We start from the raw sequence: 18,354 nt of genomic DNA on the forward strand, positions 1-18,354 counted from the left end.
AAGGACAAATTTACAGCAGGGAACAGTATTAAAAAAAGTTAAAACTAAAATATGGTTCGTTTTGTTCAGAACCTGTTTTATATATTTGCAGCATATATTTTTTACAAAAATGGAAATCGACAAAGAAATTTTTCAGGATTTGGCCAAGTTTTATGGGGAAGCATTTCATTTGCCGCCACTAGCTGCGAAAATTTACGCTTACTTGATTTTTGACTTTGAGAAGAAGGGAGTTTGTTTTGACCATTTTGTGGAGATTTTACATGCGAGCAAAAGTTCTGTTTCCTCCAACCTTAATCTGCTTCTGACTTCAGGCTTAATTAAAGATTTTACGAAAATCACCGAGCGCAAAAGATTCTTCGTGATCAACGAAAATTATATGGTCATTCGATTTGAAGAAATCGTGGAGAAGATGAGGGCCGAAATCAAAATCCTGGAAAAATTGATGGATTTCAGACAGACGAAAGACAAAGACATCAACCAAAGATTCGAGTTATATAAAACACTTTTAAATAAAAACATCGAAAATATTCAGGAAACTTTAAATAAAATTCAACAATGAAAAATACCATCATCATATTTTCACTGGCGATGCTTTCCGCAGTTTCGTGCAAGAAAAAAGAAGAAAAAAAACCAGACGGACCAAAAGAGGTCCCCGTGGTTGCTGTGGAACAACGAAATGTAACGGGTTATCAAAGTTTTCCGGCATCCATTCAAGGTCGTGTCAATAACGACGTTCGTGCGAAAATCCAAGGATATATTACTCAGGTTTTGGTAGATGAAGGACAATATGTATCAAAAGGGCAGCCGCTGTTCCGCCTCGAAACCAATACATTAAGCCAATCCGCAGATGCTGCAAGAGCCGGAATCGGTGCCGCTCAATCTGGAGTTGCCGCCGCAAAAGCGAGTGTGAATGCCGCGCAAGCCGCAGTAAACGCTGCACAAGTTGAAGTGAATAAATTAATTCCATTGGTTCAAAAAAATATCATTAGTAATGTTCAATTAGAAACTGCAAAAGCAAATCTTTCACGTGCTCAAGCGCAACTTTCACAAGCGAGAGCTGCGGAATTGCAAGCAAATGCGGGAGTTTCTCAAGCTACTGCAAATTATCGCGGCGTTCAAGCAAACATTGATTATTCCGTCATTCGTGCCCCGATTTCCGGTGTGATTGGAAAACTTCCTTTAAAAGTCGGAAGTTTGGTGGGTCCGACTGATGCCACTCCTTTAACAACATTTTCGGATACAAGCGGAGTTTTTGCTTATTTTTCTATGAACGAAAAGGAATATCTAAACTTTCTTGAAGATTCATATGGAGCAACAGTTCCCGAAAAATTGAGAAATATGCCCATGGTAGAATTGGAATTGGCAAACGGAAGCACCTATTCCGAAAAAGGTAAGATTGAAGCCGTTACCGGACAAATCGACCAGAAGACGGGAACAATTCAATTCAGAGTTTCATTTCCAAATGCAGCAAAATTATTGAGCAATGGAAACAGCGGCACTATCAAAGTTCCAAAATTATATGACCAAGCGTTGGTTGTTCCCGAAAGCGCAACTTTCGAACAGCAAGGTTTGGTTTATGTTTATCGTGTTGAAAAAGATACTGCAAAGAACGTATTAATCGGCGTTACAGACCGTGTAAATAATTTGGTGGTGATAAAGGATGGAATTAAGAAAGGGGAAAAAATTGTCGCTCAAGGAGTCGGACAGTTAAAACCAAATTCAGCGGTGAAACCCAAACCAGCCAATTTTGACGAAATCGTAAACGCCATAAAACCGATTTTCTAATGGTAAAACATTTCATAAACAGACCGGTTTTTGCAAGCGTAGTTTCCATCCTGATTGTGATTTTGGGGATTTTGGGACTTCGAGCACTTCCGGTGACGCAATATCCTGATATTGCTCCGCCAACAGTAAGTATTAATGCGAATTACACCGGTGCAAGTGCCGAAACCGTGATGAACAGTGTGGTAATTCCAATCGAGGAACAAGTAAACGGTGTGGAAGGAATGGATTATATTTCTTCTTCGGCGAGTAATAACGGTTCGGCAAATATTCAGGTTTTCTTTAAACAGGGAATTAATCCAGACATTGCCGCGGTTGAAGTTCAGAACAAAGTTCAGCGTGCTGTTCCGCTTTTACCGGCAGAAGTGACGCGTTCCGGAGTCACGGTTCAAAAACAGCGAACGAGTGCATTGATGTTCCTTTCTTTTTATACAGAAAATCCCAACTTAAATGAAGTTTGGCTTCAAAACTATTTGAATATCAATGTGATTCCCGAACTGAAAAGAGTAAGAGGTGTCGGTGAAGCACAAGCATTTGGTGGAAAAAACTATTCGATGCGGATTTGGATTGACCCAGCAAAAATGGCTGCGTACGGATTGCAACCCAGCGACGTTTCTGCGGCAATCAACGAGCAATCCAGAGAAGCCGCTGCAGGACAACTTGGGCAAAACAGCGGAAATGCTTTTGAATACGTCATTACATATAAAGGAAAATTCAACCAGGAAAAAGATTACGGCGACATCATCTTAAAATCCCTTGGAGACGGACAATTCCTTCGGTTGAAAGATGTTGCGGAAATCAAATTGGACGCTCAAAATTATACTTCAGTCGGAGAAAATAATGGGCGAACCGCAATCAGTATGGGGATTTTTCAAACTCCGGGTTCCAATGCGCAAGATATTATCAACGACATTAAAAAATTCCTTGAAGAAAACGCAAAAACTTTACCGAAAGGAGTTGGATACACCATTAACTTTGACACCAATGATTTCCTTGAAGCATCGATTAGTAAAGTAGTTACGACTTTAATTGAAGCTTTTATTTTGGTGTTCTTGGTGGTTTATTTGTTCCTTCAGGATTTCCGTTCTACGTTGATTCCGGCGATTGCGGTTCCGGTTTCGATTATCGGTTCGTTTTTCTTCCTGAATTTATTTGGATATTCCTTAAACTTATTGACACTTTTCGCTTTGGTTCTAGCTATTGGAATTGTAGTGGATGACGCAATCGTCGTCGTAGAAGCAGTTCACGCAAAATTGGAACATGGATATACCAATGTGAAAGAAGCCACCGTTTCCGCAATGGATGAAATTACGGGAGCAATTATTTCGATTACTTTGGTGATGGCGGCGGTTTTCATTCCGGTAACTTTTATTACGGGTCCAACTGGGGTTTTTTACCAACAGTTTGGAATTACTTTAATTGTGGCGATTTTAATTTCTGCGGTGAATGCGTTGACTTTAAGTCCAGTTTTATGTTCCTTATTTTTAAAGCCGAATCCAGCGCATCACGAAGAATATTCGAAATTGAATTTTCTGCAAAAATTTTTCTATAAATTCAATGTCGCATTTAGAACAGTAACCAACCGTTACGGAAGGTCTTTTGTTTTCCTTTTAAGGCATAAATGGGCGACCTTAATCATTTTCGCATTGGGCGGATTATTTTTCTGGTGGTCGAATTCCACGATGCCGAAAGGATTTATCCCAAAAGAAGACCGTGGGATTATCTTTACCGACGTTTCGCTTCCTCCGGGTGCGTCGATGGAAAGAACGTACAATGTTTTGAAAAATTTGCAGGAAGATGCCAGAAAAATTCCGGGAGTTGCGAACGTGACTTTCACGGCGAGTCGTGCGTTTATGTCGGGAAGTGGTTCCAACACGGGACAGGCATTTGTACGGTTGAAACCTTTTGACGAAAGAGCGCATGACGAGGAGCTTTCCGTGGAAACCATTACCAAAAAATTATTTGGTGTCGCCTCGAAATATCCGGATGCAAAAATCGTGTTCTTTTCGCCTCCAAGTGTTCCCGGATTTGGTTCAAGTGATGGTTTTTCCGCGGTTTTGTTGGATAAGTCAGGCGGGAATTTACGAGAATTGGACAATGTTGCTAAAAATTATCTCGGCGCTTTGATGGAAAGACCTGAAATTCAGTTTGCCAACACGTCATTTAATACCAATTATCCACAGTACGAAATGGTAATTGATGTTCCGCGTGCAAAAGATGTCGGTGTTTCGATTACGGATATTCTTGCAACAATGCAGGGTTATGTGGGTGGAGTTTACGCAGCAGATTTCACCAAATATGGAAAACAGTTTCGGGTGATGGTTCAAGCGTTTCCGGATGCGAGAAGACAACCTTCTGATTTGGACGGAATTTTCGTGAAAACTGCTTCCGGACAAATGACGCCGATTTCGCAGTTCATTACGATGGAAAAAACATTCGGTCCAAAATCCGTGGAAAGGTATAACCTATTTACATCGATTTCGATTTCTGGCTCGAACAATCCAGGATTCTCGACAGGCGATGCGATTAAAGCAGTTCAGGAAGTTGCGGCAGATAAATTACCGGCTGATTATGTGGTAGAATTTACGGGATTGTCTAAAGAAGAATTGAGCTCCGGCTCGCAAACCGCAATTATTTTTGTGTTGAGTTTGGTGTTCGTTTACTTCATTTTGGCGGCACAGTATGAAAGTTTCTTACTTCCGCTATCGGTGATTATTTCATTGCCACTGGGAGTTGCAGGAGCTTATTTCGGACAAAAAATTGCCGGGCTTGAAAACAATATTTATTTCCAAATCGCATTAATCATGTTGGTTGGACTTTTAGCGAAAAACGCGATTTTGATTGTAGAATTTGCGGTTCAAAGAAGACATCATGGCGAAACTTTGGCAATGTCTGCAATCAATGCGGCGAAAGCGAGATTGCGACCTATTTTGATGACCTCATTTGCCTTTATTTTCGGAATGGTGCCATTAGTTTTCGCTTCTGGAATTGGGAAAGTTGGAAACCAATCCATCGGAACCGGTGCTGCAGCGGGACTTTTGATCGGAACATTTTTTGGGTTGATTGCCATTCCTGTTTTGTATGTGATTTTCCAATGGCTGCAGGAAAAAATTAAACCGATAAAGGAAAAAGATATCAATGTGGCGGAATAATTTCCCTCCTTCGGAGGGGTGTCTTCAACGAAGGTGAAGACGGGGTGGTTAATCAATTACCAAAATCAAAAAAAACTTCAATGAAAAATAATTTCAACATCAAATATTTTGCATTTTCATTAATGGCTTTATTTGTTCTTTCATCGTGTATGACGCGTGAAAAATACGAGCGGCCAAAAGAAGCCGTCAATGAAAATCTTTTCAGGACCGATAAACTTCCCCAAGATTCTACAAGCATCGCTACAGTTTCGTGGCGTGAGATTTTCACCGACAATGTTCTTCAAAAACATATTCAAAACGGTCTGGAAAATAATCTCGATATCAGAATTGCTTTACAGAATATCGTTGCCGCAGAATCCTATTTAAAGCAAAGCAAAGCATCGTATCTCCCAACGATTGCGGTTGGTCCCGGTTACACTTTGCAGACACCGTCTTTAAATGTTGGAAATGCAAGTGAAAGAAGATACAACAATATTTTCGATGTAAGTGGCGACATTTCTTGGGAAGCAGACATTTGGGGAAAATTAAGGGCACAGGAAAAATCCCAATACGCTCAATATCTAGGAACAACAGCCGCTCACAAAGCAGTGAAGACGGATTTGGTTGCAGCAATTGCTTCGGCTTATTATCAGTTGTTGACTTTCGATGAACAGAAAAGAATCATCAACGAAACCATTAGTTTAAGAAAGAAAAATCTTGAAACCACGAAAGCGTTGAAAGAAGCCGGAACTTTAACTGAAGTTGCCGTTCAACAAAGCGAAGCGTTGGTTTTCAATGCGGAATCTCTTCTAATCAATATCGACACGCAAATTGCACTTTTGGAAAATACGATGAGTTTGTTGATGGGAATTCCGTCGCAAAATATTGAAAGAACAACTTTGGCCCAACAGAAAATGCCTACAAATTACAAACTTGGATTTTCTGCAAATCTCCTTTCAAACAGAGCAGATGTGATGCAATCCGAATACAATTTAATGTCCGCTTTTGAATTGACGAATGTAGCAAAAGCACAATTTTACCCAAGTTTAAGAATTGGTGGAAGTGGCGGAATTCAAAGCTCGGATATCGATAAATTGTTCAGTGCAAATTCTCTGTTTGCAACGCTTGTTGGAAGTTTGACTCAACCGATTTTAAACCAAAGGCAAATCCGAACCAACTATGAAGTGAGTTTGGCGAACAAGGAAAAAGCCTATCTCAATTTCCGTAAAACACTTTTGAATGCGGGAAAAGAAGTTTCTGATGCGTTAAAAGTATATGATGCTCAAGACGCTTTCATCAATTTGAAAAGAAAAGAATTGGTCGCTTATCAAAAATCGGTCGAGTTTTCACAAGAATTGGTGAATTATGGAATGGCAAATTATCTGGAAGTTTTGAATGCATCTGTAAATTCTTTAAACGCAGAACTCAATATTTCCAATGCGGAATATGCGAAAATGAAAGCGGGAGTGGAGCTGTATCAAGCTTTAGGAGGAGGTTGGAGATAAATGGGGTTTGAGAGTTTAAGCTACTGTATGTTAAGGACAAATCGTGAAAACTAACGAAGTCAATTGTTCAAAAATAGAAGTTTTTTTGCGACAGAACATCATCAAACAATTTCAAACTCAATCCAACAACATCAAATTGTTTTCAAACTCTTAAAAAACTCCCACATCACAATTCCCCCACAAACCGAAACATTCAGTGAATGCTTGGTTCCCAACTGTGGAATTTCGAGGAAGTTATCATAAAGAGAAAGAGCTTCGTCGCTCAAACCATCCACTTCGTTTCCTAAAACCAAGGCGTATTTTTCATTTTTTTTAATGACAAAATCAGTGATGATCTCTGAATTGGTGGTCTGTTCAATTCCTAAAATTTTGAAGTTTTCTTTCTTTAAATTTTCGAGTGCTGTTGAAATATCTTTCTCGTAAATCCAATCCACACTTTCAGTCGCGCCCAAAGCTGCTTTATGGATTTCGCGATGTGGTGGCTGTGGCGTAATTCCACAAAGAATAATCTTTTCTACCAAAAAAGCATCCGCCGTTCTGAAAACAGCACCCACATTATGCATACTTCGAACATTGTCCAAAACCACAACCAACGGAATTTTCTCTGTTTGCTTAAAAGTTTCTACATCGATTCGGCCTAATTCTTCGAGTTTCAGTTTCTTGGTGGATGACATCTAAAAGTAATTTCTACAAAATTAACCATTTCCCATTAGATTAAAAATTATGTATTTTTGTCATGAGATTGAGCCCTAAATGAAAAAATTAAAAGATGAACTACAAAATATTATTAGAAGAGATGGACCAATTGGCGGTGAAAACCTTATCAAAACCTTGGAGGAAATGAAATCCCAAGTGTCCAAAATCAAGAAATCAAGCATCACAATCAATAAGAAATTGAAGTAATTAAAAATAATTTTTCAAAGTTAAATTGATCAGATAATTTTGTCGAAGACAAAATTTTTTTTATTCAAGTTGAACCAAAACTAAAATGGCAAAAAAAGAAACCCCTTTAATGATGCAGTACAACGCCATCAAGGCGAAATATCCTGATGCGCTTTTGCTGTTTCGGGTGGGAGATTTCTACGAAACTTTTGGTTCGGATGCCATTAAAACCGCACAAATTTTAGGAATTGTACTCACCAAAAGAGCAAACGGTGAAGGACATATCGAATTGGCGGGGTTTCCGCATCATTCCATCGATTCTTACTTGCCGAAATTGGTGAGAGCCGGACTTCGTGTCGCCATTTGCGACCAACTGGAAGACCCGAAATCCGTGAAAGGTATCGTAAAACGTGGCGTGACTGAATTGGTGACACCCGGAGTTACGTTCAACGAACAGGTTTTAACTTCTAAGAAAAATAATTTTCTGCTTTCCATTCATAAAGAGAAAGAGAAATTCGGAATGGCATTGGTGGATATTTCCACGGGAGAATTTTTGGTTTCTGAAGGAAATTTAGAGAAATTACTACACCTCGTTTCTACTTTTGATCCGAGCGAAATTATTTATCAAAGAACGACTGAACTTCCATCGCAGCTTAAAAATAAAAATTCTTTCAAGCTTGAAGATTGGGCGTTTCAATACAATTACGCTTACGAAAAATTGACCAATCATTTCAAAACCAATTCACTGAAAGGTTTCGGTGTGGAGGAAATGAAGTTGGGAATTATTTCGGCGGGAGCAATTTTTGCTTATTTGGTTGAAGATACGCATCACGCTCTATTACAGCATATTACAAAAATTCAATTGATTCCTCAGGACGATTATTTGATGATGGATCAATTCACTTTAAGAAATTTAGAAATCGTTTATCCAAGCAATCCGCAAGGAAAATCGTTGCTCGATATTATCGACAAAACTTCAACTCCAATGGGTGGAAGATTGTTGCGAAGAAGATTGATTCTCCCATTAAAATCTGTGGGTGAAATTAACAGAAGATTGAGTTTGATTGAGTTTTTCAACAAAGAAGATTCGCTGAAATATGAGATTTTACAATTATTAAGATCCATTTCCGACCTCGACCGTTTGATGGGGAAATTAGCTTCGGAAAAAATCTCACCTAAAGAGCTCGGTTATCTACGTCAAAGTTTGATGAACATTCACAAAATTAAAAGTTTGCTTCATCAGTTTGATGAGGTTTTGGCTTGGCTTCAACCTTTGAATAATTTGGAGGAACTCATCAAATATTTAGAAAATTATTTGAATGATGAACTACCCGTGAATATTTCCAAAGGAAACGTTATCAAAAACGGAATCTCCGATGAACTCGACCGACTGAGAAACCTTCAAAGCAAAGGCAAAAATTTCCTCGATGAAATGTGTGAAAGGGAAATCGAACGTACAGGAATTTCGAGTTTGAAAATTAATTTCAATAACGTTTTTGGCTATTTTATTGAAGTGCGAAACACGCATAAAGACAAAGTTCCCGCCGATTGGATTCGTAAGCAAACCTTGGTCAATGCCGAAAGATACATCACCGAAGAACTGAAAGAATACGAGGAACAAATTCTCGGTGCAGAAGAAAAAATCTCCAAAATCGAACACGAGCTGTACCGAAAAGTTTGCGAAAATGTGATGATTTACATCGACCAAATTCAGGAGAATTCTAAAATTATCGCAGAACTCGATTGCGGTGTCGGATTGTCGGAACTTGCTGTTTCTGAAAGTTATACGCGACCCATTCTAAACGATACTTTTGAGATAAGTCTAAAAGAAGCGCGGCATCCGATTATTGAAAACGCACTTCCTCTCGGTGAAAAATATATTCCGAATGATTTATTTTTGGATAAAGATTCTCAGCAAATCATTATGGTTACAGGTCCGAATATGGCGGGAAAATCAGCCATTCTTCGGCAAACCGCCATTATTTGTCTGATGGCGCAAATCGGAAGTTTCGTTCCCGCAAAACATGCTGAAATTGGTATTCTTGATAAAATTTTTACAAGAGTTGGAGCAACCGACAATATTTCCGCGGGCGAGTCCACTTTCATGGTGGAAATGAACGAAGCGGCCAATATCCTCAACAATATTTCTGAAAGAAGTTTGATTCTTTTGGACGAAATTGGTCGTGGAACGTCCACTTACGACGGTGTTTCCATCGCGTGGGCGATTGCGGAATATCTTCACCAACATCCGACACAAGCCAAAACTTTATTTGCAACGCATTATCACGAACTCAATGAAATGACCGTAAATTTTGAACGAATCAAAAATTTCCATGTTTCCATTCAGGAAAATAAAGGAAATATTATTTTCATGAGAAAGCTCGTACAGGGCGGAAGTGAACACAGTTTCGGAATCCACGTCGCAAAATTGGCGGGAATGCCTTCAAAAGTGGTGAATCGTGCGAATGAAGTTTTAAAGACTTTAGAAAAAAGCCGTTCACAAAGCGGCTCCAAAGAAAAAACAAAGGCGATTACGGAAGAAAATTTGCAACTTTCTTTCTTTCAACTAGACGATCCTGTTCTAGAAAATATCCGTGAAGAATTGACGAAAATCGACATCAATACTTTGACTCCGATTGAAGCGTTGATGAAACTGAATTCGATTAAGAAGTTGATTGGAAGGTAGATTTCAGCTAGTATTTTCCCGTTTTCAGAATTCCTTCAAAATAATTCACCAATAAAACTCTTTCCGCTTTTGTCAAATTCGCTTCCGGATGTTGCGGAAGATAAGCCGTCATCGGCATGGAATAATCTTTTACCGATTTTGCCGCGTTTTCCAACATATTTTTCTTTAAATCCTGATTAAAATTTCCCCATTCCGAAAAATTAAAATGTTCTCTTCCTTCATTGATATGATGTTTAATCGACCATGAAATTGGCGCGACATAAGCGTAATTTGGGTAAACCGTTTCGTTGGAATGACAGTCGTAACATGCTTTTTTCAAAATTTGCTGCACATTTTTTGGCGTCTGAAAAACATGTACAAAATTCACTTTATGGTCAACCGGTTTATTGGTTCGGTCAACAGGAATGAACTGAATTAAGGCAATGACAATCAGAAACCAATAAACGATATTCAAAAATGTTTTCATTCGGATTTTTTAGGTTCGGAAGTTTTTACATCAGAAATCTTTGTGGGCTCTGTTGAAGAAGGTATTGGCGTTTTTGCTGCGAGATTCCAGGTTTCCCGAATTTCCCACAACGGACGGATATCGATTTTCTTGTCCAAAATGTAGACATCTTCCGCAAACTCGCCATTGGCAAAATCTGCAGTGTCCCAAATTCCGTTCTCGTTATTATCGACTAAAATTCGCAACAGATATTTTCCCGGTTTCAGAGAATTCAAAGTGATTTGGCTTTCTTTTCCATATTTTGAATAAATCACATCGCCACTTTCGTTCAACATTTGAAGCCAAAAAATGTGAGTGGGTGGATTTTCAATTGTAATGGTAAGGCTCCCGTAATTTTCTGTTTTATCTCCCTCAAAATCAAAACGATATGATTTTTGAATCGATTCATAAAAAGAAGAAACGGTTTCTTTAGGAACAGTCAAAGAATATTTTTTTCCTTCCTTAAAAGCTGATTTTACCTGAATTTCATAAGGATTGCTTTCAGAAATTTTTGCGGTGAAATCCTGTTTGATGCTGTCTGAAACTAAAGTCCATTTTTCAGGTTGAATCTTATCGATGAAATAGTTTGACGTAATCGCGAAACCTTGATTTGGCGGCAGTAAACTTCCTTTTGAGTTGGAAACCGTCATCTCGTTTTTCGTGTTGTAACGATAAAAAATCGAAACCGTATCTTTTTTTGCACCGTTGTCATAACTGAATTTGAGGTTTTCACTTTGTGCAATTCCGATGTTCTGTTTTTTTGCATCAAACCAAATATTCACGGAATCTGATTTTGCAGTGTGAGTGACTTTGTAATCCTGCAATTTCTCGGTCAGGGAAAGTACTTTTACCATTTCGGGATTTCCTTCAAAAGTCATCAGAATTCCACCCGGATTTTCCTTCATTTCTACATATTTCAATGTTTTCTTCGAAGGATAAAGATTGATTTTTAACCCCGAAATACTTTGGTCAAGCATGATTTCATCTTTCAAAAATCCCACATTTTCTTTTCCTGCATCGAAAACGGAATTGGCATTGGTGTCTTCAAAAGCGAGGATTCTGTATTTTCCGGGCGACAAATAATTCAGTTCAAAATATCCGTCTGGATCGGCTTTGGTGATGTAGTAAGGTTTTTGGCGGTAATTCATCGTGTCTTTTACCTGATAAAGTCCGACTACCAAATTTTTTTCCTCGGTTTTGGTTTCTTTATTCGCAATCAAAGATTTTACTTCTCCGCTGATGTACAAATCGTCAATTTTATCTCCTGTGGAAAAAGCGAAATTGTAATATTTAAGGGCGTTTCCTTCGTTATTATCCACAATCGCATTTCCAAAATTAAAACTGTATGTTGTGTTGGCTTGAAGCGTATCATCCCATTTAATCAACAAATATTTATTGGCCATTCCCGAGGGAAGAATTTTCTTCATTTTTTTGATGGGCGGCGAAATAATGAGGTTTTTATTGATTTCTTTCAACGTAATATATTCATCAAAATCAATGCGAAGTTCGCCAATATTTCGGGGAACATTCACTCTTGACGTGTCGATATTGCTTCCCACAACTTGCGGTGCAATCGTATCTTTATCACCACCAACAGGCGAACCAACTCTTGCGCAGGAAAACAAAATGAGGTTGAGAATAAAAAGAAAAACAATTTTCTTCATTGAAAAATTTTGAACAAAAGTAAGAAATTATTCGCTGTAAGAATCCACGGAATCTTTTCCTGTGGAAGTTTTCAAGCTATCGGTTTGATTCATTTCCTTATTGAATTTTTCTGTTTCGTAAGGGAAATTTTCAAAAAGCCCCGAAAGCGCCAAAGCCGAATAAATCCTACGCGAATATTTATTTCCAATGGCGATAATCGTGACATTGGATTTCAGCAAATGTCCGAAAACAGAATTCGTTCCGTGCCACCATCCGTTATGATAGGTGAGTTTTTCGTTATTGTCGAAAATTTTCATCCTAAAACCAAGACCGTAATTATTGATTCCCGGTTTTTCGTTGCTGTACGGTTCGAAAATCTTTTGATACAAGTCATGCTGCAGAAAATTTTTGGCGAACATGGCTTTGGAAAAATTCAGCAAATCTCTTGGCGTTGTGTAAACATTTTTGTCGCCATAAATCTCGTCTAATCGGTCATAAGGATAAAGTTTCGGGCCGCGCTGATAAAAAGATTTTGCGGCAGTTGCAGTATCTTTTACCTGAAAAATGTAGGTGTTTTTCATTTTTAAAGGGCGGAAAACAATTTGCTGCATCGCTTCTGGAAAAGGAATTTTTGAAATTTTCTCGATGATTAATGCTAAAAGCGCATAATTCGTGTTGCAGTACATGAAACCCGTGTCGGTATCCCGCGAAAGATCAGGTTTATAGCGAATCAACATATTTAAAATATCCTGATTGGTAAGGAATTTTTTGGAAAGTTCTGCTGGTTGCGGCTGAATTTTCTCGATAAAATATTCGTATTTAGGCAGTCCGCTTCTTTGACTTAACAGCGTGAAAATCGTCACTTTCGGATAGGGAAAATTTGGAAAAAACTTGGTAACGGGATCGTCGAGTTTCGCCAAACCGCCTTCAACCAATTTCAGCATCGCCATTGCAGTAAGTGTTTTAGAAACCGACGCCACATGAAGCGGAACATCTTCTGTAATGGGTTCCTGATTATTGTCCTGTGCAAATCCGCGATAACCTTCATAGAGAATTTTGTCGCCTTTTGCCACTAAAAATCCGCCCCACAAATCACCTTTTTCCCAAACATTTTCGTAATAGTTTTTGATAACCGAAACAATGGAGTCTTTATTTTCTAAACGGTTGTCTTTTCGCTGGAAAATATCGTCCAAATCGATGTTGCCATAATTGGGTAAATCGGTTTTTATGTTTTCGGGATTGTTTGGGTTGTCTTTTTTACACGATAAAACTGCAAAACTTAAAAAAAGTAGAATGAGAATGTTTTGGATAAACTTCATCTGAAAATTTTGGAATCAAAAATCCCCGCAAGTTAATGGTTTTTCAGAAAGTTTTTTAGAACTGAAATCATAAAGATTTGTTAAGAAATCGAAAATTCCATCAAAATCTTGTCCACAATTACCTGCGCCAATTTTTCTTTGCTTTGAATCGTCCAACCTGCGATATGTGGAGTTACAATGACTTTTTCCGAACTGAGGAGAAATTTTAAATCTTCGTTTTCACTTGCACTGAGCGAAGTGGAAGTGTCTAAATTTTCAAAAGAAGATTTCTCGTATTCCAAAACGTCGAGTGCGGCTCCTTTTATTTTTCCTGATTGAATGGCTTCAACTAAATCTTTGGTTTTTACGTTTTTTCCTCTTGCCGTATTGACAAAATAAAAATCCTTTTTCATTTCTGAAATGAATTTTTCATCAATTATATAATGGGTTTCAGGTGTAATTGGAAGGTGAAGACTCAAAATATCGGCTTCATTTTTAATTGTTTCCAAAGAAACTTGAGTTCCGTATTCATCAGAAAGATTGGGTAGAATATCATGAAAAATCACCTTCACTCCAAAACCTGAAAGTCTTTTTGCAACCGCTTTTCCCATGTTTCCGTAACCGATGATGCCAAAAGTTTTGCCAAGAAGCTCGTCGCCGCGGTTTTCCTCGCGTTTCCAAATTCCGTTTTTCACTTCATTGGAAGCGATGAACAATCGGTTCGTTAAAATTAAAAGCATTCCTACAACATGTTCCGCGACAGAATCTCTGTTTCCTTCAGGAGAACTGATGAGTTTTATGCCTAAACTTTTCGCAAATTCCACGTCGATGTTTTCCATTCCTGCACCAACTCTTGCGATGAATTTCAGATTTTTTGCATGCTCCAGAAAATTTTTGTCAACAGGAATTCTGCTTCTGATTATGATTCCGTCATAATTTGAAATCTTCTTTAAAACCTCATCATAAGAAGATGTGAAATCTTCCTCAAACACAAATCCTTTCGCAGAAAGCTGTTCTGTGATTAAGGGATGGTTTTTATCTAAAAGCAGGATTTTCATTTGATACGAGTTGTGTGATGCGAGTTGCGAGATGCGTGTTTAACTCGAAACCCGAATCTCGTATCTCGAATCTATTGTTGAAAAAGTTTTTTCAGTTCCACAGAATCTGCTGCTTTCATTCTTCCAGATAGGATTAGGGAAAGCTCTTTTCTCCTTAAAGCTGCTGCAAATCTTTCTTTTTCCAAATCTGTTTCAGGTTCCATTTGCGGAATTGGGATTGGTCTGTTGAATTCATCTACCGCAACGAAAGTATAAATTCCTTCGTTGGTGTGAATTTTTTTCTGATTGATCGGGTCATCCAACCAAACATCCACATAAATTTCCATTGAAGTTGAAAATGCACGTGAAACTTTGGATTCCAAAACCACGATTCCACCTTCTGGAATAGGGTAATTGAAGGAAACGTGATTTACAGAAGCGGTTACTACGCGTCTTTCACAATGTCTCGCCGCCGAAATTGACGCGCAACGGTCCATTTTCGCCAAGAGTTCGCCGCCGAAAAGGTTTCTTAACGAATTGGTTTCGTTCGGAAGAACGATATTGGTCATCACGGTTAACGATTCTGACGCTTTTTTGATTTTTTCCATTTAGATTTTGAATAATTTTTGGAGCTCCATTTTTTTGCCGAAGTTTTCGGAGTAATTGCAACGCCTTCTATGGAATCTGTTCGAATGGAATCTTCCTTTATGTTGGTGGAATCCACTTTCAAACTGTCTTTCACCACTTTCTGAAATGGTTTTTCGTCAGGAAGTTTATTATTGAAAGATTTCTTTCCGAAAATATATTCAGGTTGTGTTATACCAAAATAAGTAATGGCTCCAATTCCAAGGATGATCGGCAAAACCCACCAAATTGAGTTATTGAATTGATAAGAATTTTCTTTAGATTTTTGCTTTGAATAAATTCTTGGTTTTTTGATTTCAGAAATATTAATCTGTTCCAACCCATAAAAATCGGGTGAAAGGTTTTCCGTCCTTAATCCTGAAAAATGAACCTTGCTGTCATCCAAAGAAAATGTTCCAAGGTTTTCTACAATGAGTTCTTTCTCTTTATCCAAAGTTCCGTTCCAATAATTGACTAACTTTCTAACTTCAATTTCGGCATCGATTAAAGGAATGTTTTTTTCTTTGGAGATGAAATTTGCTAATCTTATGGCATTTCCCTTAAAATCAGCGTTAAAAGCGATTTCGTTTCCGGGCGGTAAAATGTTTTTTGTGTCTTGATCAACAACTGCATTCGTATTTTTCAGGTAAAATGTCCCAAATCCCGAAACGGAAGTTGGTCCGTTTTTTTGCAAAGAATCGAGAATGACAGAAGAAAAATTCATATTGTGGCAAATTTATGTTTTTTGACCGACTTAATCAAAATAAAAAAGACCGCTAAAAGCAGTCTTCCCTAAATTTCTGAATGCAAATTATTTTGCAAATTTCACCACTTCATTTTCAGAACCGTTTGTGATTTTTACGACGTACAGACCATTTTTACAAAGTTTAAATCAATGGCGCTTCCGTCTGCTTTTGTGTTCAGTGTTTTTATTAATTTTCCGCTCATTTCGTATAGTGAAAGAGAGGTGTTTCCTTTTGCTGAAGTGTAAAAACAATGTTTTTTAATTTTTGAGTTTGCAAAATTACATTATAAAAAAGGTTTACCGAAATTTGTTTTCAATAAACCAATAAAAATCGTTATGTTTTGAATATTATCTAAACTGTAGTCCCATTCCAAACATAAAATTTATTCCTGCCTGGGAAAAATAAATAGGACCTTCGTAAACATAACCATTGTTCACATACTTTTTGTTGAAAATATTGTTGAATAAAAATTTGAAATCTACTTCTGTTCTTTTTAGACCTAAAGTATATTTTGCACTTAAATCGGTGAGAAAATAATCGGGAAGTTTCAGACTTTCATTTTTCGTGTTGTCTAAAAATTGACTTCCAATGTATTGATTTTGAATTCCGAGACTAAAATTTTTAGTTGGGGTGAAATTCAACAAAACATTTCCAATGATTTCTGGAGAAAAAGAAATAGGAGTATTACCTAGATTTTCAATTCCTGATGAATTTTCATTTTTAAAATCGATATTTTCATTTTTACTTAAAGTCAAATTTCCCGAAACATTCCATTTGTCTGATAATTTTGCTAAAGTTCCTAACTCGATTCCCGTTCTGTAACTTTTACCGGAATTTACTCTGATAAATTCACCAATATTATTGATTTGACCATTCAAAACCAACTGGCTCACGTAATTCATATAATATAAGTTGGCGGTGAAAGAGATGTTATCAAATGTTTTCTCAATTCCTGCTTCGAAATCATGGAGTTTTTCAGGTTGAGTTTCCGGATTTGCAAACAAGTCGTCGCGATTTGGTTCACGATGTGCGTGAGCGTAAGAAAAGAATAATTTTCCTTGTGAAATTCGATAATTCAAGCCAAACTTTGGATTAAAGAATAACCATTTTTTATCTAAATCTGCACCTTCTCCGTCGCCTTGCTGTAAAATTTTGGTGTTGTAATGAATGTTTCTTAGCTGTAAATCACCAAAAAACTCAAAATCATTTAATTTAAAAATCGCTTTTGCAAAACCCGCCATTTCATTTTTAATAGAATGGTTTCTATAATATTCAAATTCATTAATTTCAGGAAAATAAACTCCGGTTACATTTCCAAAATGTTTTCCATCATATTGATTGGCAACGATTCCGAAATTCAAATCCAAGTTTTCAAATTTACCGTATAACGTAGAAACTGCGCCATAAAAATCATTATCCAGCCATTTCTTCCTGATAAAATCTGATCGTGAAATTGTTCCCTGATTGGGTAAATTGTATTTTGAAAACTTCTCATCCTGCTTATAATTTTCATAATAACCTTTTCCTTTGGTGTAATGGAAAGTGGTTTCCAAATTCCAATGTTCGTTGAAATTTTGCTCCCACAATAATTGGTAGTGATTCTGCTTGTAATTATCGGTCTCGTTATCATAAAATCCGACAATATTTTCCCAATTCGAATCATAAATCGCTCCTGAATAATTAAATTTCGGATTGGTTTCCCAAGTCGCTTTATCAATTCCGTTCCACGCTTGATAGGTTTTTTCCTTTCCTCCAAAAGCCATGAAACGAATTTTGGTTTTATTTTGTTCAAACAAACCTGTAAAATTATAAGAGTCCAAATCCGAAAAAGCTCGGTCGATATATCCATCGGAATGAATTTTCGTGTACCGCCCCATTAAACTCAGTCGGTTTTTCCAAAATTTTCCGCTTCCGATTTCTCCTGAATATTTATAGGTGTTGAAAGATCCGTAAGAATTATCCGATTTTAGATAGAATTTTTCATCGGGATTTTTTGAAATTACATTTACACTTGCTCCAAATGCGGAAACACCATTAGAAGAAGTTCCAACTCCACGCTGAATCACGATTTGTGACGCAGAACTCGTCAAATCCGGAACATCCACAAAAAAAGTTCCCTGACTTTCGGAATCGTTGTACGGAACACCGTTCATCATCACATTAATTCCGTTTCCTCCCACTCCGCGAATTCGGAAACCGGTATAACCAACGCCATTTCCCGCATCAGAAGTTGAGATCACCGACATTTGGTTTTTCAGCAAAATCGGCAAATCCTGACCGAGATTTTTTTGGTCTAGAACCTTTTGAACATTGATGATTTCTTTGGCGACAGGAAGCCGTTGGGTGAAGTTGATGGCTTCAATTTGTGATTCCTTGATGGAATCTTTCTGAATTTGTGCATAAAACACAGCCGGACTAAGAAGTCCTAAAAAAATAAATCCTTTCATTCTTTTAATTTTTAAGATTAATTGAATAAAAGGGGCGATTATCATGCGCAATAAGTAATTGGTAAAAAGTAATATTGCTGATTGCTTA

The 18,354-nt window shown here is 37.6% G+C and carries 14 protein-coding genes; 6 read left to right on the forward strand and 8 right to left on the reverse strand.

What is annotated here, in order from left to right; translation table 11 throughout:
• Nucleotides 1–109: 109 nt before the first annotated feature.
• The 4 genes from J4771_RS09995 (at nt 110) to J4771_RS10010 (ending at nt 6,418) form a co-directional block, all read left to right on the forward strand.
• Complete coding sequence (locus J4771_RS09995) at nt 110–559, forward strand: GbsR/MarR family transcriptional regulator (RefSeq protein WP_224134874.1); 450 nt, start codon at nt 110–112, stop codon at nt 557–559.
• Nucleotides 556–1,785 carry an efflux RND transporter periplasmic adaptor subunit gene (locus J4771_RS10000; protein WP_224134875.1) on the forward strand — a complete coding sequence of 410 codons (1,230 nt, stop codon included), beginning with the start codon at nt 556–558 and terminating at the stop codon, nt 1,783–1,785. Before J4771_RS09995 ends, J4771_RS10000 begins: the two co-directional genes overlap by 4 nt.
• On the forward strand, nt 1,785–4,934 hold the full coding sequence (locus J4771_RS10005; RefSeq protein ID WP_224134876.1) for an efflux RND transporter permease subunit: 3,150 nt from the start codon (nt 1,785–1,787) through the stop codon (nt 4,932–4,934). The genes J4771_RS10000 and J4771_RS10005 overlap by 1 nt, the downstream gene beginning before the upstream one ends.
• A gap of 80 nt (nt 4,935–5,014) precedes the next feature.
• Nucleotides 5,015–6,418 carry an efflux transporter outer membrane subunit gene (locus J4771_RS10010; RefSeq protein ID WP_224134877.1) on the forward strand — a complete coding sequence of 468 codons (1,404 nt, stop codon included), beginning with the start codon at nt 5,015–5,017 and terminating at the stop codon, nt 6,416–6,418.
• 131 nt (nt 6,419–6,549) lie between these two features.
• Here the strand turns inward: J4771_RS10010 and J4771_RS10015 are convergent, their stop codons facing one another.
• Nucleotides 6,550–7,092, reverse strand: a complete 543-nt coding sequence (locus tag J4771_RS10015) for an RNA methyltransferase (RefSeq protein ID WP_224134878.1) — start codon at nt 7,090–7,092, stop codon at nt 6,550–6,552.
• Nucleotides 7,093–7,171: 79 nt separating this feature from the next.
• On the opposite strand from J4771_RS10015, the gene J4771_RS10020 reads away from it, so the two are divergent.
• Nucleotides 7,172–7,321: a hypothetical protein gene (locus J4771_RS10020; RefSeq protein WP_224134879.1), complete on the forward strand. Its 150-nt coding sequence runs from the start codon at nt 7,172–7,174 to the stop codon at nt 7,319–7,321.
• 85 nt (nt 7,322–7,406) lie between these two features.
• On the forward strand, nt 7,407–9,986 hold the full coding sequence (gene mutS / locus J4771_RS10025; RefSeq protein WP_224134880.1) for a DNA mismatch repair protein MutS: 2,580 nt from the start codon (nt 7,407–7,409) through the stop codon (nt 9,984–9,986).
• A 7-nt stretch (nt 9,987–9,993) separates the two neighbouring features.
• On the opposite strand, the gene J4771_RS10030 is transcribed toward mutS, so the two are convergent.
• The 7 genes from J4771_RS10030 to J4771_RS10060 form a co-directional block, all read right to left on the reverse strand.
• Nucleotides 9,994–10,452 carry a heme-binding domain-containing protein gene (locus tag J4771_RS10030; RefSeq protein ID WP_224134881.1) on the reverse strand — a complete coding sequence of 153 codons (459 nt, stop codon included), beginning with the start codon at nt 10,450–10,452 and terminating at the stop codon, nt 9,994–9,996.
• Nucleotides 10,449–12,134, reverse strand: a complete 1,686-nt coding sequence (locus J4771_RS10035; protein WP_224134882.1) for an Ig-like domain-containing domain — start codon at nt 12,132–12,134, stop codon at nt 10,449–10,451. The genes J4771_RS10030 and J4771_RS10035 overlap by 4 nt, the downstream gene beginning before the upstream one ends.
• A gap of 27 nt (nt 12,135–12,161) precedes the next feature.
• Nucleotides 12,162–13,433, reverse strand: coding sequence for a serine hydrolase domain-containing protein (locus tag J4771_RS10040; protein ID WP_224134883.1), 1,272 nt, complete (start codon nt 13,431–13,433; stop codon nt 12,162–12,164).
• An 80-nt stretch (nt 13,434–13,513) separates the two neighbouring features.
• Nucleotides 13,514–14,470, reverse strand: a complete 957-nt coding sequence (locus tag J4771_RS10045; RefSeq protein ID WP_224134884.1) for a 2-hydroxyacid dehydrogenase — start codon at nt 14,468–14,470, stop codon at nt 13,514–13,516.
• Nucleotides 14,471–14,541: 71 nt separating this feature from the next.
• Nucleotides 14,542–15,057 (reverse strand): acyl-CoA thioesterase, encoded by a 516-nt coding sequence (locus tag J4771_RS10050; RefSeq protein ID WP_224134885.1) that lies wholly within the window; start codon nt 15,055–15,057, stop codon nt 14,542–14,544.
• Nucleotides 15,024–15,797, reverse strand: a complete 774-nt coding sequence (locus J4771_RS10055; protein WP_224134886.1) for an HU domain-containing protein — start codon at nt 15,795–15,797, stop codon at nt 15,024–15,026. The genes J4771_RS10050 and J4771_RS10055 overlap by 34 nt, the downstream gene beginning before the upstream one ends.
• A 369-nt stretch (nt 15,798–16,166) precedes the next feature.
• Nucleotides 16,167–18,266 carry a TonB-dependent receptor gene (locus J4771_RS10060; protein WP_224134887.1) on the reverse strand — a complete coding sequence of 700 codons (2,100 nt, stop codon included), beginning with the start codon at nt 18,264–18,266 and terminating at the stop codon, nt 16,167–16,169.
• Nucleotides 18,267–18,354: the final 88 nt, after the last annotated feature.

The sequence above is a fragment of the Candidatus Kaistella beijingensis genome (assembly GCF_020084865.1).
In the GTDB taxonomy this organism is placed as follows: Bacteria; Bacteroidota; Bacteroidia; order Flavobacteriales; family Weeksellaceae; genus Kaistella; species Kaistella beijingensis.